This window comes from Clostridium sp. OS1-26 (assembly GCF_030915445.1).
Classification (GTDB): domain Bacteria; phylum Bacillota; class Clostridia; order Clostridiales; family Clostridiaceae; genus Clostridium_AM.
Map to the genome: position 1 here is coordinate 3,965,425 of NZ_CP133264.1, position 19,617 is coordinate 3,985,041.

At 28.8% G+C, this 19,617-nt stretch carries 24 protein-coding genes; 20 read left to right on the top strand and 4 right to left on the bottom strand.

Annotated features, from left to right (window positions below; all coding sequences use genetic code 11):
* Nucleotides 1-135: 135 nt before the first annotated feature.
* From RCG18_RS19600 to RCG18_RS19635, 8 genes are all read left to right on the top strand, one after another.
* Nucleotides 136-684 (top strand): isoprenylcysteine carboxylmethyltransferase family protein, encoded by a 549-nt coding sequence (locus RCG18_RS19600; protein ID WP_308037709.1) that lies wholly within the window; start codon nucleotides 136-138, stop codon nucleotides 682-684.
* Between the two features lie 233 nt (nucleotides 685-917).
* The gene (locus tag RCG18_RS19605) at nucleotides 918-1,448 is read left to right on the top strand and encodes a CDP-alcohol phosphatidyltransferase family protein (RefSeq protein ID WP_308037710.1); all 531 of its coding nucleotides are present in this window, start codon (nucleotides 918-920) and stop codon (nucleotides 1,446-1,448) included.
* A gap of 213 nt (nucleotides 1,449-1,661) precedes the next feature.
* Nucleotides 1,662-1,919 (top strand): NUDIX domain-containing protein, encoded by a 258-nt coding sequence (locus RCG18_RS19610; RefSeq protein WP_308037711.1) that lies wholly within the window; start codon nucleotides 1,662-1,664, stop codon nucleotides 1,917-1,919.
* 38 nt (nucleotides 1,920-1,957) lie between these two features.
* Entirely contained in the window at nucleotides 1,958-2,137 is a 180-nt protein-coding gene (locus RCG18_RS19615; protein ID WP_308037712.1) for a hypothetical protein, read from the top strand.
* A 177-nt stretch (nucleotides 2,138-2,314) separates the two neighbouring features.
* Nucleotides 2,315-2,821 carry a GNAT family N-acetyltransferase gene (locus RCG18_RS19620; protein ID WP_308037713.1) on the top strand — a complete coding sequence of 169 codons (507 nt, stop codon included), beginning with the start codon at nucleotides 2,315-2,317 and terminating at the stop codon, nucleotides 2,819-2,821.
* Nucleotides 2,822-2,987: 166 nt separating this feature from the next.
* Nucleotides 2,988-3,374 carry a hypothetical protein gene (locus RCG18_RS19625; RefSeq protein WP_308037714.1) on the top strand — a complete coding sequence of 129 codons (387 nt, stop codon included), beginning with the start codon at nucleotides 2,988-2,990 and terminating at the stop codon, nucleotides 3,372-3,374.
* A 214-nt stretch (nucleotides 3,375-3,588) separates the two neighbouring features.
* Nucleotides 3,589-4,221, top strand: coding sequence for a CatB-related O-acetyltransferase (locus RCG18_RS19630; protein WP_308037715.1), 633 nt, complete (start codon nucleotides 3,589-3,591; stop codon nucleotides 4,219-4,221).
* A 322-nt stretch (nucleotides 4,222-4,543) separates the two neighbouring features.
* The gene (locus tag RCG18_RS19635; RefSeq protein WP_308037716.1) at nucleotides 4,544-5,011 is read left to right on the top strand and encodes a GNAT family N-acetyltransferase; all 468 of its coding nucleotides are present in this window, start codon (nucleotides 4,544-4,546) and stop codon (nucleotides 5,009-5,011) included.
* 208 nt (nucleotides 5,012-5,219) lie between these two features.
* On the opposite strand, the gene RCG18_RS19640 is transcribed toward RCG18_RS19635, so the two are convergent.
* Nucleotides 5,220-5,873, bottom strand: a complete 654-nt coding sequence (locus RCG18_RS19640; protein WP_308037717.1) for a flavodoxin family protein — start codon at nucleotides 5,871-5,873, stop codon at nucleotides 5,220-5,222.
* Nucleotides 5,874-5,996: 123 nt separating this feature from the next.
* Between RCG18_RS19640 and RCG18_RS19645 the strand changes: the two genes are divergently transcribed.
* The 3 genes from RCG18_RS19645 (at nucleotide 5,997) to RCG18_RS19655 (ending at nucleotide 7,323) form a co-directional block, all read left to right on the top strand.
* On the top strand, nucleotides 5,997-6,323 hold the full coding sequence (locus RCG18_RS19645; protein WP_308037718.1) for a helix-turn-helix domain-containing protein: 327 nt from the start codon (nucleotides 5,997-5,999) through the stop codon (nucleotides 6,321-6,323).
* Nucleotides 6,324-6,357: 34 nt separating this feature from the next.
* Nucleotides 6,358-6,531: a hypothetical protein gene (locus RCG18_RS19650; protein ID WP_308037719.1), complete on the top strand. Its 174-nt coding sequence runs from the start codon at nucleotides 6,358-6,360 to the stop codon at nucleotides 6,529-6,531.
* A 93-nt stretch (nucleotides 6,532-6,624) separates the two neighbouring features.
* The gene (locus tag RCG18_RS19655) at nucleotides 6,625-7,323 is read left to right on the top strand and encodes a DapH/DapD/GlmU-related protein (protein ID WP_308037720.1); all 699 of its coding nucleotides are present in this window, start codon (nucleotides 6,625-6,627) and stop codon (nucleotides 7,321-7,323) included.
* Between the two features lie 73 nt (nucleotides 7,324-7,396).
* Here the strand turns inward: RCG18_RS19655 and RCG18_RS19660 are convergent, their stop codons facing one another.
* Nucleotides 7,397-8,977: a leucine-rich repeat domain-containing protein gene (locus tag RCG18_RS19660; RefSeq protein ID WP_308037721.1), complete on the bottom strand. Its 1,581-nt coding sequence runs from the start codon at nucleotides 8,975-8,977 to the stop codon at nucleotides 7,397-7,399.
* A 593-nt stretch (nucleotides 8,978-9,570) separates the two neighbouring features.
* Between RCG18_RS19660 and RCG18_RS19665 the strand changes: the two genes are divergently transcribed.
* The 8 genes from RCG18_RS19665 (at nucleotide 9,571) to RCG18_RS19700 (ending at nucleotide 17,215) form a co-directional block, all read left to right on the top strand.
* A complete protein-coding gene (locus tag RCG18_RS19665; RefSeq protein ID WP_308037722.1) occupies nucleotides 9,571-10,173 on the top strand; it encodes a DUF3137 domain-containing protein in 603 nt (200 codons plus the stop codon).
* Between the two features lie 525 nt (nucleotides 10,174-10,698).
* Complete coding sequence (locus tag RCG18_RS19670) at nucleotides 10,699-11,328, top strand: type 1 glutamine amidotransferase family protein (protein ID WP_308037723.1); 630 nt, start codon at nucleotides 10,699-10,701, stop codon at nucleotides 11,326-11,328.
* Nucleotides 11,329-11,599: 271 nt separating this feature from the next.
* Nucleotides 11,600-11,890 carry a CD3324 family protein gene (locus RCG18_RS19675; protein WP_374119154.1) on the top strand — a complete coding sequence of 97 codons (291 nt, stop codon included), beginning with the start codon at nucleotides 11,600-11,602 and terminating at the stop codon, nucleotides 11,888-11,890.
* A gap of 251 nt (nucleotides 11,891-12,141) precedes the next feature.
* Nucleotides 12,142-13,686 (top strand): ABC-F family ATP-binding cassette domain-containing protein, encoded by a 1,545-nt coding sequence (locus tag RCG18_RS19680; protein WP_308037725.1) that lies wholly within the window; start codon nucleotides 12,142-12,144, stop codon nucleotides 13,684-13,686.
* A gap of 437 nt (nucleotides 13,687-14,123) precedes the next feature.
* Nucleotides 14,124-14,963, top strand: coding sequence for a GNAT family N-acetyltransferase (locus RCG18_RS19685; RefSeq protein WP_308037726.1), 840 nt, complete (start codon nucleotides 14,124-14,126; stop codon nucleotides 14,961-14,963).
* 270 nt (nucleotides 14,964-15,233) lie between these two features.
* On the top strand, nucleotides 15,234-15,818 hold the full coding sequence (locus RCG18_RS19690; protein WP_308037727.1) for a hypothetical protein: 585 nt from the start codon (nucleotides 15,234-15,236) through the stop codon (nucleotides 15,816-15,818).
* A 26-nt stretch (nucleotides 15,819-15,844) separates the two neighbouring features.
* On the top strand, nucleotides 15,845-16,165 hold the full coding sequence (locus RCG18_RS19695; protein ID WP_308037728.1) for a PadR family transcriptional regulator: 321 nt from the start codon (nucleotides 15,845-15,847) through the stop codon (nucleotides 16,163-16,165).
* A gap of 126 nt (nucleotides 16,166-16,291) precedes the next feature.
* Nucleotides 16,292-17,215, top strand: coding sequence for an AEC family transporter (locus RCG18_RS19700; RefSeq protein WP_308037729.1), 924 nt, complete (start codon nucleotides 16,292-16,294; stop codon nucleotides 17,213-17,215).
* A 270-nt stretch (nucleotides 17,216-17,485) separates the two neighbouring features.
* On the opposite strand, the gene RCG18_RS19705 is transcribed toward RCG18_RS19700, so the two are convergent.
* Nucleotides 17,486-17,908, bottom strand: a complete 423-nt coding sequence (locus tag RCG18_RS19705; RefSeq protein ID WP_308037730.1) for a pyridoxamine 5'-phosphate oxidase family protein — start codon at nucleotides 17,906-17,908, stop codon at nucleotides 17,486-17,488.
* A 130-nt stretch (nucleotides 17,909-18,038) separates the two neighbouring features.
* Between RCG18_RS19705 and RCG18_RS19710 the strand changes: the two genes are divergently transcribed.
* Complete coding sequence (locus tag RCG18_RS19710) at nucleotides 18,039-18,971, top strand: YafY family protein (protein ID WP_308037731.1); 933 nt, start codon at nucleotides 18,039-18,041, stop codon at nucleotides 18,969-18,971.
* 299 nt (nucleotides 18,972-19,270) lie between these two features.
* Here RCG18_RS19710 and RCG18_RS19715 read toward each other — a convergent pair whose 3' ends face one another.
* Nucleotides 19,271-19,519, bottom strand: coding sequence for a nitroreductase family protein (locus RCG18_RS19715; protein WP_374119155.1), 249 nt, complete (start codon nucleotides 19,517-19,519; stop codon nucleotides 19,271-19,273).
* Nucleotides 19,520-19,617: the final 98 nt, after the last annotated feature.

A 19,617-nucleotide genomic window follows, 5' to 3' on the forward strand; every position in this document is an offset into this window, starting at 1 on the left:
GGTAATGTTGTTGGAAAATGACGCCAATAAATCAAAGTCTAAGACTTATATAGTTCCAATAATCCTTATGATAATCATGTGGGTTATTTTATTTATTCCAGCAGGAACAATTAAATTTTGGGAAGCGTGGATTTTATGGTTAGGATTTTCCTTAATAACTTTTTTTATTACAGTATATTTTGCAAAAAGAACCCTGAACTTTTATCAAGAAGAACAAAAGCTAAGGAAAAAGAAACTTCTAAAAAAGCTCCTGCATTTTTTAAACTATATTATTTAGGTTTTATTTTGCCTGGTATTGATTTTCGGTTTCATTGGTCTAATGAACCAGTTTGGTTTATAATTGTATCAAATATTCTTGTTTTTGGAGCATATATTTTTATATTCTTTGTTTTTAAGGAAAATACTTATGCTTCAACTGTTATTCAAGTAGAGAATGAACAACATGTCATTACAACTGGTCCTTACTCAATAATTCGCCATCCAATGTATTTAGGAATGGTAATTATGTCAATATTTATGCCATTATCACTTGGATCTTATTTTTCACTAATACCTATGCTTTTCATAATACCTATAACTTTATTCAGAATAAAAAATGAAGAAGAAATTCTTTTAAGAGATCTTAAGGGGTATAAAGATTATTGTTTAAAAACACCTTATCGGCTAATTCCTTTAATTTGGTAAATAAATTAATAGATCATAATCTTTTATCTATATTATTTACTAAATCAATGTATATTTTAGAGTTATAATTTGTAATTCAAACAAGTTTGCATCTCCAATAGATACAGGCTCTTTTACTCTAATAAGAGTACTTTATTTATACTAGAGGAATTTATATAATAATATTAATACATAAAGTCATATTTGTAACTTTATGTGTAATAAAGATTATTTATTTTAGGCTAGGTGGTCAGATGAAAGCAATACCGAATTATATATCGATAAGTAGAATAATTTTTTCTTTGATTTTGATTTATATTAAGCCATTAAGTGTAGCTTTTTACGCAATATATATTATTTGTGGATTCAGTGATATTATGGATGGGTTTATTGCCAGAAAGACAGGGACAGCAAGTAAACTTGGCGCAAAGATTGATTCTATGGCTGACATGATAATGGCAAGTGTATTATTAATTGTGCTTTATCCAATCGTAAATCCTACAACCGAAATCGTCATCTGGATTATTTTAATTGCTATTATCAGATTAGCAGCGATGGTTGTAGCCATGAAAAAATATAAAACCTTTGCAAGTATTCATACTTACGGAAATAAAATTACTGGCATAGTTTTATTTATATTTCCAATATGTATTCCTTATATTAATACAACTCTGCTGATATATATAATTTGTGTTTTGGCAAGCATATCAGCAACTGAGGAATTGATTATTCAGTTGACATCAAGTCAACTACAATTAAATAAAAAAAGTATATTTGTAAAATGACCATAATCTACAGTTCAAATAATTCACATTCTTCTTATTATAAAACCAACAAGTCCTACACTCTTGATTAAAAGAATGTAGGACTATTTATTGCTATAATAAAATTCCTTTATTTGTATTGGTAAAAACTATATAATTACATTAATGCATAAAGTCATATTTGTAAGATATCACGAAGAAAAAATAATTTATGTAATGAGAAGGATAACATTTATGGAAGAGCAAGATTTATCATTTAGGACCAGTCAAGGCAGATTTAATTATAGAGTTGGAGCAATTATTATTAGAGACAAGAAATTACTCATGGTTAAAAATGATAGTGCACCTTATTATTATTCAGTTGGTGGAAGAGTAAAATTAAATGAAACATCTGAAAAAGCTGTTATTCGTGAGACATTTGAGGAGACAGGTGTAAAATTTGAAATTGATAGATTAGCATTTATTCATGAACACTTTTTTGTGAAGAAATAACAAGGGAGCATTATCATGAAATTGCTTTTTTCTATTTAATGAAAGCAAACACCAACATGAATTTTGAGTGTAACAGCTTTGGAGAACAAGGTTCAAAAGAACATTTACACTGGTTGCCTATTGAGGATTTAAATAAATATCACTTATTTCCAGAGTTTTTTAAAACTAAATTATTAAGAAGCATTATTGGTATCGAACATATTATTTCAAATGAATAGCATTATCTGTTATAAGCATAAGCCCTGTCGGAAATATCCTGTATGGTAATGTCATCAAAATCTTTTTAAGACATCAATTCAATAATAGCTTTCTTGATCGCTTCTTGATTCTATGTACTTTAGACAGTATGAGTATCACCAAACTTTCTTTAAAAATAATTAACAAAGGAGGATAAAATGAGTTGTTATATTCGTTATGCAAATATAAATGATTCAAGAATATTAGGATATATTCATTCAGAATCATGGAAAATCGCTTATAAAACAATTATTCCAGACATAGTGCTTGATAACATGACTATTGAAAAAAGAGAAAAATACTTTTACAAAGCACTATTTGAAAAATTGGAAGAAGATATTTTAATTTTTAAGGAAAATAATCCAGCTGGATTTATGACTTTAGGAAAATGTAGAGATGAAGATTTAGATAGTTCTTGGGGTGAGATATGGGGAATATATCTATTACCTTCCTATTGGAAACAAGGTATAGGTACTGAGCTGATTAAATGGGGAATAAATGAATTAAAAAATAGGAAATTTAAAAGAGTTTCACTTTGGGTACTTAAAGAAAATGTTAACGCACGAAGATTCTATGAAAAAGTAGGATTCTATCATGACGGAACGGTGAAAAAATTAAATATTGGTAAAGAATTAAACGAGTGTCGGTATATAAAAAATATATAAATTATGCAGAGAGTAAAATTATAGACCACATAGATTATATGCAGTCTATGTATAAAATAAGTTTTGTAAATTCCAATTTGTCTGACTGAATAAAATGAACATAATGTGTGGTTGAGTTGATGCGTATATTTCATATTATTATGCATCAAAGGAGGGAATATTGAAAATGAAAAAAGTAATATGTTTTCTAATTTTATGTATAATTTCATTTGGTTTTGGTGGATGTTCAAAAGCTAAACAAACTGAAAATAATTCATTACAAACCAATCAAGTAAAAAAGCAATTAACCTCTAATGAAATTATAGAGATTGTCTATAACCAGCTACCTAAAGAACAAAAAGAAGATGTAGACTTTGATTTAAAAGAAGCAAAAATTAATAAAATTATTTTAAAGGATAGTATGGGAGGGGGTACTTATTTTAAATCTTATATAGGAAAAGAGGTTTATGAAATAGAGTTTAAAAGAAAAGCTAAAAACGTACAACCTGATAATAAAACTGTATTTGCGTCTATTGAAGATTATAAATTAATTGGATATGGTTATGTTGACTAATGAACAATTTTCTTATTATGTTCATTAACTTTAAAATAGCGATAATTACACAATAGTAATAAAATACGACATAAGTAGAAATATGTTCTTGAAAATAGAATAATAGAGAATGAATTAGAAAATAAAGATTATTTAAGGAGTGATTCTATGAAGAAATGTATTGTAATAATGGGATAGTTGGAAAAATAACATAATACTAAGGAGAGAGTTAAACATGACTATTCCAAATTCAAACAAAATATATCCAAGAAGTAATGATTATCAAACTATATATATTAAAAATGTAATTACAAAAGATAATATAAAAGTTGGAGATTATACAATATATAATGACTTTTATAATGACCCAAGAGATTTTGAAAAAAATAATGTACTATATCAGTATCCTATAAATAATGATAAATTAATAATTGGGAAGTTTTGCTCAATTGCATGTAAAGCAAAGTTTCTCATGACCAGTGGAAATCACACAATGAAATCACTATCTACGTACACATTTCCAATATTTTATGAGGAATGGGGTTTAGACGTCAGCCATATAACAGATGCTTGGGATAATAAGGGAGATATTGTAATTGGAAATGATGTGTGGATAGGTTATGACGCTATAATTATGTCAGGTGTGAAAATTGGTGATGGTGCAATTATTGGAACCAGAGCAATAGTTACTAATGATGTTCCACCTTATACTATTGTTGGAGGCATACCTGCAAAAGTTATAAAGAAAAGGTTTAGTGATGATATAATTTCAAAATTATTAAAAATTAAGTGGTGGGATTGGTCATACGAAAAAATTCAAGCAAATATTCAATACATTCAGTCAGGAAATATTAATAAATTAGTTTAATGTTTTGTGACTAATTTTTCTTATTTTGTAATTCAATATGTATTCCTATATTGGGATGCTTCCTTTACTAAACTTATACAGCTGGCTTAGTGCCAGCTTATTTTTATATAATTCTTATGATTTCCTTTTTGTGTTAACAATTAATAAAATTCCTTTATTTGTATTGGTAAAGGTTGTATAATTATATAAATACATAAAATCACATTAGTAGGAAATTGTATATTTGTTGCTAACTCTGATATGATATAGTTTGCAGATTAATAATTGCTCTCACTACCATGCCTATTATGGAAAGTAACTAAAAAAAGATTGGGGATACATAATGAAGCAGAATAATATTAAAATAATACAATACAATTCAGCATATGCTGAAGATACAGTACGAATGTGGCGGGAAAGTAAGGAAAGAGCCATAAGTCAAAAAGAAATACATTCTTTTGAAGACCACGTATTTTTCTTAAATAATATTTTAAATAGGGATAATGAAATATACATTGCTACTGATAATAATAAAGTTGTTGGAATAATTGCCTTTAATGGAAATGAAATAAATCAATTATATATTCATAATGATTATCAAGGGAAGGGATTAGGAAAAAAGTTACTTGATATGGCGAAAATCAATTCGAAAGGGAGATTAACATTATATACATTTGAAGTTAACCACAAAGCACAGCGATTTTATGAGAGGAATGGATTTAAGATTATTGGTAGGGGAAATGAGAATGAAGAGAACCTGAATGATATTAAGTATGAATGGGTTAGACAGAACGAGGATTACAAAGAGTAACAATTTGTTCTTATTATTGTTTAGTAAATCAACAATAATAGTCATGAATACTATATTATTCAATGGTGAGTTTTAAAGTTTTTTATATCCTCATGATAAGATTTGTAAGATAGACTTAATATAAGATTAGAAGGACTTACTATACTAATGTAAGTCCTTATTATATATTTGCAAAGATATGGCGATATAGTAATTAGTTTGAAATATTTTACAAATTAGTTTGTTTAGCAAATCTTACTCCCATATCAAAGGCTGCTTGACAGTCTTTAGGAAATTGTTCTTTCCTGACTATTGCTTTTTTCTTTTCATCAAATACTGTTACAACATATTTTGAATAATCATCAAATTGGTATGTGTCGTTGACAGTTAATGATTCAAAAGAACCAAAGATTCTTTTAATTGACATTTCTAAAGATTTAAGACTTTGTTCATATCCTAAATCTTTCATTTGTTCATTAGTTATATTCATGGTATAAATGAATCCAGTTTGCATTTTTCTTCCAAAGAGGCTTGGATAACCAGGAGCATAAACTGAATATGGAAACATGAACCTTTCTAAAAAAGACCTCATAGCTCCTGTAACTGATTCGAAATATATTGGGGAACCAAGAATAATGGCATCAGCATTTGCAGCTTTTTCAATAATAGGTGTTAAATTATCCTTGAAACCACACTTACCATAGCTTTTACCATTTTTCATTTTGCAAGCAAAACAACTAACACAACCTTTATAATTTTGGTCATAGAGATGGATAATCTCTGTTTCAGCTCCTTGTGAAGCTGCGCCTTCAAGTGCTTTATTAAGAAGAGTAGCAGTATTTTTATTCTTTCTTGGACTTCCATTGATCGCTATTACTTTCATTAATTTTACCTCCATTTATATATACTTGACTTCATAGTATGAATTATATATCATTATAAAAAAATGGGTAAGTATGCACTTATTTGTTATACACTAACTTAATAGTAAGTAAGGAGGTATTACATGAATAGTTTTGAAAGTAAATATGGCAGTTGTCCAATGTACCATACAATATCTATACTTGGAGGAAAGTGGAAATGGATTATATTATGGGAAATATACGAGGCTAAAGTAATAAGATACAACAAATTGAAAGATACATTAGAACCCATTGCACATAAAACATTAAGCGAACAACTAAAAGAATTGGAAGGCAGTAACCTAATTCATAGGGAACAGTATAATGAAATTCCGCCAAAAGTTGAATACTCGCTGACAGAAGATGGGAAAACATTAGTGCCAATACTTAAACTTATGTACCAATGGGGTGAGGGACATATCACTAGATAAACATATTATAACAAAATCATCATGTTGCATTAATTTGGGGTACAGTGAGCTTGATGAGGACTTTATTATACAAGGCAATAGCGAAGAAAGAATAATTCAGTTATTTTCAAATGAAAAAATAAGAGAGTTATTAGAAATGCAGTCATCAATAAATTTAAAAATTAAAGATGATGAAGGTTTTTTGCAAATCATTTTCCAAGCAATGTAGATGAATTATATTTTACTGTTGTTTGAAAAATAAAGGATATAAATTAATATTAATTTTAATATAATATAATATTAATTTAAGGAGAAAATTATAATGTATAATAGTATAAAAAAAGATTATAAGCCAATAGGGCCAACTAATCTATATGCTTACTTTATTGGAGAAAATCCAATTACTTCATTTAATCCTGTAAGTAGATATCCTCAAATAAGTGAAAGTGCATTTATAGGACCATTTTCAAGTGTAATAGGTGATGTAATAATAGAAAAGAATGTATTTGTAGGTGCTAATGTAGTGCTAAGAGCAGATGAGGGAACACCATTTTATATAGGTTATAATTCTAATATACAAGATGGAGTAATATTTCATGGGTTAAAAGATGCTAAATACTCTGTAAATGGTATAGGGTATTCAATATATGTTGGGAATAAAGTAAGTATAACTCATGGAGCATTAATTCATGGACCAGCTATTGTAGGAAACAATACATTTGTTGGGTTTAATTCAATTGTATTTAACGCCATAGTAGAGGACAATTGCTATATTGATACTGGAGCAATTGTAACAGGAGGAATTAGGATAGCTGCAAATAGATATGTTCCAGTTGGTACAATTATAAATACACAAGCTAAGGCAGATAATCTTTTAGAAGTACCAAAGGAACAATCAGATTTTTCAGAAAAGGTTATTAAAGTTAATGTAGAGCTTTCAGAAGTTTATGACTTGAAATTTGGTGATACACGTTGTAGTTGCGGTCTTTGTTGTAATCATAATACTTTAATTCACAATTAGACTAAATGAACTTAAATAAAAAGAGCTTACATTTTAAGGTTACTGTAAGCTCTTTTTATCATCAGAATTAGTTTTATTTATACTTAATAAAACTGTCAGGGGAAGATTGAATAAACCACCTAGGGAAAGTCTGTCTTAATGACTGTATATCAGTATCACTTATTTGACTGTTATATAGCTCAAGATGATTCAAATGAATTAACTCTTTCAATGCACTTGTTAATGCACTTATATCATTAATTTGAATATTAAACAAACAAAGACTTTCTAAGCTTGGTAATTCTTTTAATTTACTTATATCGCTGATTTGAATATCATATAATTTAATGGTTTTTAAACTAGTTAGTTTTTTTAATGTATCTATATTGCTCATCTGGTTCCTAGATAAAGAAAGAGATTCCAAATTAGTTAATCCACTTAATGCACTTATGTCACTGACTTGATTGTCGGCTAAAGAAAGATATTGTAAATTAGGTAATTCCTTTAATACACTTATGTCATTGACTTTGGTACTAGCTAAAGAAAGCCATTGTAAATTAGTCAACCCTTTTAATGCACCTATATCACTAATTGGGTTATCGCTTAAATAAAGATATTGTAAATTAGGTAACCCCTTTAATATACTTATGTCACTGATTTTATTGTCGTCTAAAGAAAGATCTTTTAAATTAGGTAATCCCTTTAATGCACTTATGTCACTAATTTGATTACTGCGTAAAGAAAGTTCTTCTAAATTGGTTAATCTACTTAATGTACTTATGTCACTAATTTTATTGTCGTCTAAATAAAGATTTTTTAAATTAGGTAATGCACTTATATCACTGATTCCACCATTAACTAAAGAAAGCCCTTGTAAATTAGTCAATCCTTTTAATACACTTATATCACTAACTGGATTATCCTCTAAAGAAAGATGTTGTAAATTAGTTAACCCTTTTAATGCACTTATGTCACTGACTTTGCTCCTAGTCAAAGAAAGACTTTTTAAATTAGTCAATTCTTTTAATACACCTATATCACTAATTGGATTATCGCTTAAAGAAAGATATTGTAAATTAGGTAACACCTTTAATGCACTTATGTCACTGATTTGAGTATCGCTTAAATAAAAAAATTGTAAACTAGTAAAATTTTCAATTCCACTAATATCTGAGATATTTTTACCATAAACATCTAAGCTTGTAATCTTTTCAACATCACTTTTATAAATATCTCCTGTTGTTTTTCTTATTTTATTTCTTACTATTTTTTCCAAATTTGTATCTTTAAATGTTATTACTTCATTGTTGCTTTTAATATTAAAGTGTACTTTACATTCATTTTTTAACGTTTTTCCTTTACTAGAATGTACTTTACTCCCAACATTCAATATATAACTTTCTCCTGAGGTATATCCGCCTTGAGGAGCTGTTACTATGACTGTTTTATTATCTTGTCCTAGCTGAACACCTACAGTTGTTAGAGGTCCTTTGCTATCTGCTATAGTTATACCTTGTTTGGTTGCATCATCAAATTCAACATCATCTGTAAACTTAATTGTCCATGTTTTATTTGTGTCTACTGTTTGATTGTCGGTAAAATTTGCTGCTTTTACATTAGGTGCTATTAATAAGACAGCACTAAAAGAGATTGCTGTTAAAAATTTTTTGTTCACTTTACTTCCTCCCTTATTATGATCAGCTAACCGTATCATGTATATTATATATTAAAATTGAATCTGTTACAATATATTCCAACACAAGGTGAAAAGTGTTTAATGCTGCTAAGTTGTGACCATATGAAACTATAATTGTAACAGGTAATTCCTATAGAGGGAATGCCAATCCTGTTATTTGTTATGAAGAATAGAACTATATAGTTAAAAGGACATATACCTGCTTATGGAAGGCTTTCAAAATATCAGTTTTATGTTGTTATGATAAAGGGAATAAAGGTATAATGGGTATATATGGTTAGCACGAAATAGTAAGATGGGGGAGATATATTTGAAAAAGAACAAATTGGTTATTAAGGCTTTGTTTGCAACATTAGTGTGTATAATATTGGTAACACTGCTTAATTTCATTTTGAAGGGTAAATGGTCTATTGGAGAAATATTCTTGTTTGGAGTAAATTTCTTTATATTATATAGCTTATTACTTTTTTTATTTCGGAAACTGGGATATAAATTATAAAATAGTAATCAAAAAATGAAGAAATAGAAAGAGAATAACTTTTCGAGAATGCTATATTTATAGGAGGGGTAAAATGGCGTTATTTGGACCAAGTAAAAGAGAAGTTTGGGAACAGTTATCTAGAGAAATTCAAGCTGATTATATTAATGGTGGATTTTGGTCAGGTGATAAGGTACAAGCTCATGTAGATAATTGGATTGTCTTGTTTGATACATATACCGTGTCTACTGGAAAATCTTCAGTAACATATACAAGGGTTAGGGCCCCCTTTAAAAATTTGGAGAGATTTTATTTTAAGATTTACAGAAAAGGTTTTTTCAGTGACTTAGGTAAACTTTTAGGAATGCAAGATATTAATGTGGGGCACAGTGAGTTTGACGAGGACTTTATTATACAAGGCAATAGCGAAGAAAGAATAATTCAATTATTTTCAAATGAAAAAATAAGAGAGTTATTAGAAATGCAGTCATCAATAAATTTAGAAATTAAAGATGATGAAGGTTTTTTCGCAAATCATTTTCCAAGCAATGTAGATGAATTATATTTTACTGTAGCTGGAGTAATAAAGGATATTGACCGACTTAAAGAATTATATGAGCTATTTGCGGAAGTGCTAAAAGAACTATGTGCTATGGGAATAGCTAGCAATGAGCAAGTAGAGGCTAATCTTAGGTAAGTAATTAGATAATTTATCCGATGACTTACCCGCTCTAATACTCCCTCGCACTCTGTGAAAGCGATTCACACAAAATCAGCACTCTGTGTAAGTGACTATCACCAAATCACAAATTTGGGATATCTACTTAAGATTTTGGTTTTCTGCTTTTCTCAAAGTGGGAGTAAAGAGCGGCTATGTCCCTGGATAACGACTTCTAAGCTTCAGATGGAGGTTAAATGCCTAAATGGCATTTAACGGGCAGAATTGCCCAGTGGTCGCAGACAAACTCTACCTGAAGCCAAGAATTCTGTTTATACGTATGTACCATATTTACTTTTACCATATGGCAAATCTATTTAAGTAATTGAACCATTAAGTTTAAAGAAAAAAATTATTGGAACTTTACTAGAATTAATTAAATATTATAAAGTTTAATAACTTCACTGGCCCAAACTGTCAGTGAAGTTGTTTTATAATAAGTTATGTAACTAGCAAAGTTATTTGAAATAAGATATAAAAGTAGATATAAAAGGAGCGTATATTATGAATACAAAAAAAGTTTATCTTTATGTTTTTGATACTATGTCAGACTGGGAAATAGGTTATTTAACTGCAGAATTAAACTCAGGAAGATATTTTAAAAAAGGAGTACAACCTATACAAGTAATTACGGTAGGAAATAATAAAAGTCCTATTATTACAATGGGAGGGCTAAAAGTATTGCCAGAAATCTCTCTTGATGAATGTAATCTTAAAACTACAGATGTTTTTGTTCTACCAGGTGGATTTACATGGGCAGAATCAATTCATGATACTGTATTAGAAAAAACTGAAAAAGCCTTAATGCAAGGTACTGTAGTTGCAGCTATTTGCGGGGCAACAGTAGGACTTGCAAAGAGAGGGTTGTTAAATTCTAGAAGCCATACAAGTAATGATTTAGAATATCTTAAAATGGTAGTGCCTAATTATATTGGAGAAAAATATTATAAGTTTGAATCAGCAGTGACAGATGAGAACTTAATTACTGCATCCGGAATAGCACCATTAGAATTTACTATGCAAGTATTGAAAGTGTTAGATGTATTTAAATCAGAAACATTACAGGCTTGGTTTAATGTTTATAAAACTCAAGAGCCAAAATATTTCTTTGAATTAATGAATTCAATGAAATAAATTTTGTAAGAGCTGAACAGCAAAATAAAGAGATTTTTTTCATACGCTTCATCATACCGTATGAAAAAATGAGTCAAAATTGACATTAGCAACTCAAATAGTATAATATGAAATAGGAAGGAAGTGGATTTACGATGTTTCTATGTATAGTAGTTAGCTCCGTGCAAAGATTGTAGGATATGAAAAACTTTTGCTTGGAGCCAATAAATAAATATTGAGTTTTTCATATTTTAGTCAACCTTTGCATCTTCATTTAGAAACTAAATGTAGATTGGAGCGAAGATTTATGAAGTATGAGAAAGCACAAGATATACTACCGCACGGTATAATAAAACAAATTCAAAATTATATTGATGGTGGGTATATCTATATACCTAGAAAAAATGAAAACAAAAAGTCCTGGGGAGAAAATACTGAAACTAAAAAATATCTTAGTGTTAGAGATAAAGAAATTTTTAATAAGTATTCCTCTGGAGTGCCTGTTAAAATCTTATCTGAACAGTATTTCTTAACGGAAAGCAGTATTAGAAGAATAATCAGGAAGCAAAAAAATTATGATTAATATAAAAGGCATATTTTTCACAGTTGATACTATGAAAAATATGCCTTAAATTTTCATACCTATATATTTCGATCAATCTATAATACTTTTAATAAGTTCACATTATTCTATAGATACTCAACTCCAACTATTAATAAATTTTTAGCTCACCTTGTATATAGTTGTAATCATTACAGAATTATTTATGAACTTGGTCTTTGTGATGCATGATGATATTATTCCTTATGAGGATACAAGGAGGTGTATAACGAATGAGTATCTTAACAATTGAAAATATGAATCATTCATTTGGTGATAGAATACTATTCAGCAATGTATCTTTTAGATTATTAAAAGGAGAACATATTGGTCTTATTGGTGCAAACGGAGAGGGTAAATCAACCTTTATGAAAATTATTACAAATCAAATATTACCAGATGGAGGCACTATTGAGTGGAATAGTAAATTTAGCATTGGATATATGGATCAACTTGTTGACTTAAAAGAAGGAATTACTGCATTAGGTTTCTTGAAAGAAGCATTTTTAAATTTATATGATATAGAAAATAAAATTAATGATTTATATAATAAGCTTGGCAATATAAACGTAGAAGAAATGAATAAAACCTTAAACAAAATTGCCACAATGCAGGAAATATTAGATAAGAGTGATTTTTACAGTATTAATTCAAAAATACAGGCAACTGCAGCTGGTCTTGGAATTAAGGATCTTTTAGATAAGGATGTTTCAGCTTTAAGTGGAGGACAGAGAACTAAAGTTTTACTTGCCAAACTACTTTTAGAAAAACCAGATATTTTATTGTTAGATGAGCCAACTAACCATCTTGACGAAGAACATATAGAATGGCTTAAAAATTATTTAATAAACTATGAAAGTGCATTTATATTAATATCCCATGATAATAGTTTTTTAAATAGTGCAGTAAACGTAGTTTATCATCTTGAGCACAAAGAATTAACAAGATATGAAGGAAACTATGATTATTTTGTTAAACTTTACGATATACGAAAACAGCAGAGGCTAATTGAATATAAAGAGCAGCAAAGTGAAATTGCAAAGCTTGAAGATTATATAAGTAAAAATAAAGCTAGAGCATCAACTGCAAAACAAGCTAAAGCAAGAGAAAAAAAACTTAATAAAATTGAAAGAATAGAAATTAAAAAAGAAATTATAAAACCTTATTTTAACTTTAAAAGTGTAAGAATGCCAGAAAGCATAATTTTTAAAACAAGCAATTTAATTATTGGATACAACAAACCCTTAAGTAAACCTCTTAATTTAAAGATGAAGAGAGGGCAAAAAATTGCAATAACTGGAGCTAATGGTTTAGGGAAAACAACTCTTCTAAAAAGCTTACTTGGATTGTTAAAACCTATAAATGGGAAAGTAACCTTAAGTGATTATAAAAAGATAGGATATTTTGAGCAGGAAATTGCAGAATATAATACTATTTCAGTTTTACATGATGTTTGGAACAGTTTTCCAGATTTGACTCAAACAGAAGTAAGAAGGTATCTTGCTCAATGTGGATTAACAAGGCTGCATATAGACAGCCCTATTAATATATTAAGTGGAGGAGAACAAGCAAAAGCTAAATTATGTAAACTTATTAATGAACCTTCCAATATATTAGTTTTAGATGAACCGACAAATCACTTAGATATTTATGCTAAAAATGAACTTAAGCGTGCTTTACAAGAATATGACGGCAGTATAATTCTAGTATGCCATGAACCTGACTTTTATAAAGATATTGCAACAGAGGTATGGAATTGTGAAGATTGGAGATGTTAAAAGCCTTGAAATCACAATTCAAGGTCTCCTCCTTAATTTTGAGAGCCCGAGAGGGCTCTATTTTACTGTCATAGAACCTAATGTAAAGATCAGTCATAGATTAATAAAATCAAAAATTCTACACTCGGTGAAGTTTCCTTAAAAGTCTGACTTCTGCCTTGAGGTATTCCTAATTATGTATACAACAATTATTAATTGTTGTACATCTGACATTCAAAAAATGGTAAAGTCACTTTTTTAAAATATCTCTAAGTAAAAGAGTTGATATAAAGAAAAGCCATCTGATTTTATTGAAAAGGTAGACGTATTTTAAAATTGTTTATTAATATGTGGACAAACACTTAGAATTGACGTAGAATATAATAAGTAGCAATAATTAGAAAGGGATTGATTTTTATGGATGCAAAGTCAAATGAAATATTTTGGAGGACAAAGCCATGTTTAAGAATTATTTAGAGTTAAATAATACAGAACTTGAAAAACTCATTGAATTTATAAATAAGAATAAAGAAAATAAATTATCATTTGAAGAAATTGATAAGCAATTCAAAGCTGAAGAATATGATTTTGGCAGGGGAGTTATTTTTAAAGTTAGTGAGGGAAATGTTATTGGAAGGGTATCAGTAGTATTAAAAGAATGCACCAAAAAAGGAATAGCATATGCATTCAATTTAGATTTAAGCGAAGGAATAGAAAACTATGAAGTAATTATAAGTGAGATAATAGAGAAAGTTAAAGAGATATCACACAAATATGGAGCAAATGAAATATTTTTAGGAGTAAATAATGAAAAAATAATTAAGGCCTTAAAATCTCTGAATATAAATAAGCAATATTCATCGGTAAAAATGACTTTAGATGATAGAGTGATTAGAGACACACCTTTAAATCTAATTAAATTATCAGAGAATAATAAAAAAGAGTATTTAGACATTTATAATGATGCATTTAAAGAAGTGCCAAATGGGCAAACGCTAACGGAGAATGAAGTTGAGGATTATGTAAAAGGTAACTGCGAAGGAAAATACTATTATATAGTTGCAGCAGATACTGAAATGATAGGTTTTTTACAATTTGATATTAAAAATGGCGTAGGAGAATTTGATTTAGGGCTAATTAAGGCTGCTAGAGGAAGGGGATATGGAAAACGGCTTTTAGAAACAGCTATTAACTTTCTAAACTCAGAGAAGGTAACGGAAATTAGCTTGACGGTTATCACAAAGAATATAATAGCCTATGATATGTACAAAAAAGGGGATTTAAAGATAGTAAATTAATAAATGAATGGTTTCAAATTGACTAAACTTGAACCATTGGAAGGCTTGGGTAATGCCTTAATCCAAATATTACATTTGTGGGAGGAGTGAGACTATAGATTTTACTCCTTTTTAGTTTGAAAAAATTTTAAATATTTTCCAATGATACTTGCATTGCAAGGTAGGCTATGTTACTATACATACATAGCTTGCAATGCATGGTAGCTTAATTATAAATTATATTATGTATTTAAGCTAATTGGTAGAAATTAAAAGAGTGAAGGTGATATAATGAATAAATTCATAGATATTGAAAATAAATTAAATAAGGAATATTTAAAGGCGTATAATGAGGTTCATAGAACTTTAAATAGATCAATTGCAGATAAGTACTTTTTAAATGAAGTTTTAGAGGATCTAATTGAAATGCTTTATACAAGTCAGGAAGAAGGGCGAAATATAGAAGATGTTCTTCCAAATGGGATAAAGGGTTTTATTGATGATATTGAAAAAACCTATTATAAGGGAATTCCTAAGAGAGATGTTTATCTTGGATTACTAGGAAGAACATTTAATCAAATTGCAATATTTTGTTTAATATGCTTTTTATCATATGGTGATTCCAAGATTGTATTAATAGGCATACCAACTGGGCTATTTTATGCAGTTTTAATGCATTTTATATTTGGAAACTTCAAAAGTGGCTACTTAAGAACCATAGTAGATTTTGTGGCTTATGCAATGATTTACCTTATTGCAAGTAAAGTTTTTATTGGCGTATCAAAGGAAGAGTTATCATCTACTATTATAGTTCTTATAATAATGGGATTTGGAACTCTAGGATATGTTATTTCTTCAAGAAAAATATACTTTTAGAAGAAACAAAAGTAGAAGGTGAGAAGATGGCAAAAACAACACAATTATTAAAGGGTATTATGGAAGGGGTAATTTTAAAAGTAATTTCAAAGGAAGAAACCTATGGCTATGAAATTTACAAAAAGCTACAGGATTATGGCTTTGAAGAGTTTGCAGAAGGCTCACTTTACCCATTACTTCTAAGATTAGAGAAAAATAAATTAATAAAGTCAGAGAAAAAACAATCTCCCTTTGGTCCAGATAGAAAGTATTACAGTTTAACTGAGACAGGGCAAAAGGAAATGGAGGAGTTTATTGAAGCTTGGGATATTATTAATGGAAATATACAAAAGGTATGGAGAAAATAAGTTGTCTAGATTAATTTTGAATTTTTTATTGGCACTGTTTATGGACAGGCTTTTATTAGATTGACATCAGTATTCACCATGAATGGTATGACGGTATGGCTCAAATTGAAGTATAGAGGTGGAATTGTGATTAGTTTATTATTAATGAAACAGATTGTTGAACTTTTTTTGGTTATGGTTATGGGATTCGTATTGGTGAAAACACATTTACTGAAAGCAGAAGAGAGTAAAAGCCTCTCAATAGTTGCTCTTTATTTGGTAATGCCCTGCGTAATCATTAATGCCTTTCAGGTTAAATATACAGAAGGCATCCGCAATGGCTTGATTCTCGCTTTCGTGGCAGCGGTATTGATTCATATTGTACTGTTGATTTTAGTAAAGGTACTTGAAAAGATATTCAACTTGGATGCAGTTGAAAAAGCATCTATGATGTATTCTAATGCTGGAAATCTGATCATCCCTATTGTAACTTCTATCTTAGGAAAGGAATGGGTTATTTATTCAAGTGCTTTCATATCTGTACAGCTAATTCTTTTGTGGACTCATTGTAGGATGGTATTTTCACAAGAACAAAAAGTAGATTTGAAAAAAATCCTTTTAAATATTAATATGATTGCTATTTTCTTTGGAATTTTATTTTTTGTTACAAGAATCCAGCTGCCGGATATCATTACGAAAACTATGGAATCAGTAGGTGTTATGATTGGTCCTATTTGCATGGTTGTGGTGGGAATGTTGATTGGAAATATGAGTTTCAAACAGGTATTTGAATATAAGAGAATTTATCTAATTACTTTTCTAAAGATGATAGTATGTCCAGTTATAATTCTGCTTCTACTTAGATATGGCGGAATGGCGAACTTATTACCAAATGCGAAGATGATTTTGCTTATCAGTCTGCTTGCAACAATCACGCCTTCTGCAGCAACAGTTACACAAATGGCTCAAATCTATGGGAAGAATGGAGAATATGCTAGTGTTATAAATGTAGTTACAACTATTGTTTGCATTGTAACAATGCCAATTATTGTTTGGTTGTATCAGATATAAGACATAATTATATAGTAAGATATTACTGAACACTTGATGTGCTAAAGAATGTAATTTAATGCGAATTAACTATATAAATAAATTAGAATTATGAACGCTGAACCGTATCACAAATAAATGAGTTTTTTTATAAAGTATTGATATTACTAGTATTAGCGTGTTTTAAGCAAAGAAAACACTGTATCATAATTGAAGCTAGAAATAGAGTTTTTATAAGTAATATTAAAAATAAGCCAACGATATTTAAATATCATTGGCTTATTCAGTATACTATAAAGCTATAGTAGCGCTTTCAGTATAATCTAATGTAACAGTAGCTTCTTTAAAGTGAATTTCATAAAGAGATAATTGATTTCCAACCTCATTTATTGTCATTTCATAATCAGGAATTTTTTTGATAAATTCATCTTTTAAATCAAATATTGTTAAGTTACTTTTTTGAATTATTGCATTATTAACTCTAATATGTTCAGTTCCATTAGATGGTATAGTAGTAAATGCTACTATGTTGTTTTTTTCAAACTCTTCAACTTTTAAATTATCTGAGAATGTTGAAAAGTATATAACTCCCTTCTTTGAAATGTTGTAGTAAAAATTAATGATTCTAACATTGGGAATATTATCTACACTAGTTGCTAGAGCTAGTTCTTTTTGAGATAACATAATCCTATTAAATTCTTTTAAAAAATCCATTTACAATACCCTCCATATTTTATATATTGTTTATAACAAATTAAATATATCACAGTAAATTTGACAGCATTATGTCAAGGTTATAAAAGATATAAAATAAATATATGTATGATTTTAAGGGGAGATATTATTGAAGATAGATAGATTGATATCCATTATTATAGTATTACTAAACAATGAAAGAGTTAGTGCAATAAAGTTAGCTGAAATGTTTGAGGTTAGTTCGAGAACTATATATAGAGATATAGAGGCAATATCTTTAGCTGGAATACCGATAATAACCTATAATGGAGCTAATGGTGGTATTAGTATAATGCAAGAATATAAGGTTGATAAGAAATTTTTTACAACGTCGGACATTTCAACGATTCTGATGGGATTATCTAGTGTTTCTACAACATTATCAAATAAAGAGGTTATAGGTACACTAGAAAAAGTTAAAAGTCTACTTCCTAAAGAACAGTTTAAAGACATAGAGTTAAAATCAAACCAAATAACCATTGACCTTACAACATGGATGGGTAATAAAAATTTTCAATCCAATATTGAGAAAGTAAAAAGCGCTTTAAATGATAGCAAGTATTTATCATTTGAATACTATGGTGGTAATAGAAAAAAAGATAAACGTTGTATAGAACCATATAAATTAATATTAAAAGAAAATAACTGGTATTTACAAGGATATTGTACTTTAAGAGAAGATTTTAGAGTGTTTAAATTATCTAGAATTTCAAACCTTGAAATATTAGAATCAATATTTGTACCAAGGGAGTTTAAATCAAAACCATTAGATGGAAGTGAATGGATAGATAAAAGGCTCATTACAATTAAGCTTCTAGTTGATTGGTCTTTGAGAGAACAAATGGTTGAAAGATGTGGAGAAGATAACGTAAAGGCTTATGGAGAGGATAAATTTATAGTTGAGTTTCCTTTTGTAGCTGATGATTTAGGATATAATATATTAATGGGGTTTGGAGATAAATGTGAATGTTTAGCTCCAGAGAATGTACGTGTAGAACTTATTAAACGTATTAAAAAATTGTTACATACTTATAAGAATTAATATTTACTTAGAAAAACCTCACTTGCAACTGATACGGAGAACCGCACCATAAGTAACGGAGGCTTTTTTAGGATAGGGATTGAAGGGCTTGAAGTTTAGTATAATACAAATATAGTAAGTATCATTGATACAGAATTAATAAAATAGGACTTACTGGGAAGTAAGTCCTTGTTTCGGCTTCTAAGAATATTCCGAAGTAAATAAAAATAACTCTACAAAATATAAAGAGGACTATACACTAAGTACTTATTTAGGTCGTCCTCTATATTAGGAGCTATATTTATCTAAAAAGTAACAGTTTAAAATCCATTGAATTTTACAAATATAGCTGCAGAAGCAGTATGGATTTTATATTGATTGAAAGCAGCCTTTCTGAGTTCTTCCTTTTTTTCTTCATCAGTTACAACCGAATAATATGAGTGCTGAATATTAAAGCATGAAGGAGCAAGCATTAACAATTCGAATATTTCAGTAAAATCTCTATCTGGAATTTTTACTCCCTTTAAAAAGTTATTAGCAAAACGTATTTCTTCAATAATTTTTTTGATTCTGACATAAACATTCTCCCTATTCCCGAATTTTTATAAGTAAAACCATAATTAATCCTTATGTTGGTATAATATAATAAGTTGCTTACTTTTATTAA

Coding starts and splice junctions, on each gene's coding strand:
- RCG18_RS19665 (WP_308037722.1), top strand. CDS start 9,571: ATGGCGTTATTTGGACCAAGTAAAAGAGAAGTTTGGGAACAGTTATCT.
- RCG18_RS19695 (WP_308037728.1), top strand. CDS start 15,845: ATGGCAAAAACAACACAATTATTAAAGGGTATTATGGAAGGGGTAATT.
- RCG18_RS19620 (WP_308037713.1), top strand. CDS start 2,315: ATGAGTTGTTATATTCGTTATGCAAATATAAATGATTCAAGAATATTA.
- RCG18_RS19645 (WP_308037718.1), top strand. CDS start 5,997: ATGAATAGTTTTGAAAGTAAATATGGCAGTTGTCCAATGTACCATACA.
- RCG18_RS19655 (WP_308037720.1), top strand. CDS start 6,625: ATGTATAATAGTATAAAAAAAGATTATAAGCCAATAGGGCCAACTAAT.
- RCG18_RS19605 (WP_308037710.1), top strand. CDS start 918: ATGAAAGCAATACCGAATTATATATCGATAAGTAGAATAATTTTTTCT.
- RCG18_RS19600 (WP_308037709.1), top strand. CDS start 136: ATGGTTAGGATTTTCCTTAATAACTTTTTTTATTACAGTATATTTTGC.
- RCG18_RS19690 (WP_308037727.1), top strand. CDS start 15,234: ATGAATAAATTCATAGATATTGAAAATAAATTAAATAAGGAATATTTA.
- RCG18_RS19640 (WP_308037717.1), bottom strand. CDS start 5,873: ATGAAAGTAATAGCGATCAATGGAAGTCCAAGAAAGAATAAAAATACT.
- RCG18_RS19685 (WP_308037726.1), top strand. CDS start 14,124: ATGTTTAAGAATTATTTAGAGTTAAATAATACAGAACTTGAAAAACTC.
- RCG18_RS19610 (WP_308037711.1), top strand. CDS start 1,662: ATGGAAGAGCAAGATTTATCATTTAGGACCAGTCAAGGCAGATTTAAT.
- RCG18_RS19630 (WP_308037715.1), top strand. CDS start 3,589: ATGACTATTCCAAATTCAAACAAAATATATCCAAGAAGTAATGATTAT.
- RCG18_RS19615 (WP_308037712.1), top strand. CDS start 1,958: ATGAAAGCAAACACCAACATGAATTTTGAGTGTAACAGCTTTGGAGAA.
- RCG18_RS19635 (WP_308037716.1), top strand. CDS start 4,544: ATGAAGCAGAATAATATTAAAATAATACAATACAATTCAGCATATGCT.
- RCG18_RS19680 (WP_308037725.1), top strand. CDS start 12,142: ATGAGTATCTTAACAATTGAAAATATGAATCATTCATTTGGTGATAGA.
- RCG18_RS19705 (WP_308037730.1), bottom strand. CDS start 17,908: ATGGATTTTTTAAAAGAATTTAATAGGATTATGTTATCTCAAAAAGAA.
- RCG18_RS19625 (WP_308037714.1), top strand. CDS start 2,988: ATGAAAAAAGTAATATGTTTTCTAATTTTATGTATAATTTCATTTGGT.
- RCG18_RS19670 (WP_308037723.1), top strand. CDS start 10,699: ATGAATACAAAAAAAGTTTATCTTTATGTTTTTGATACTATGTCAGAC.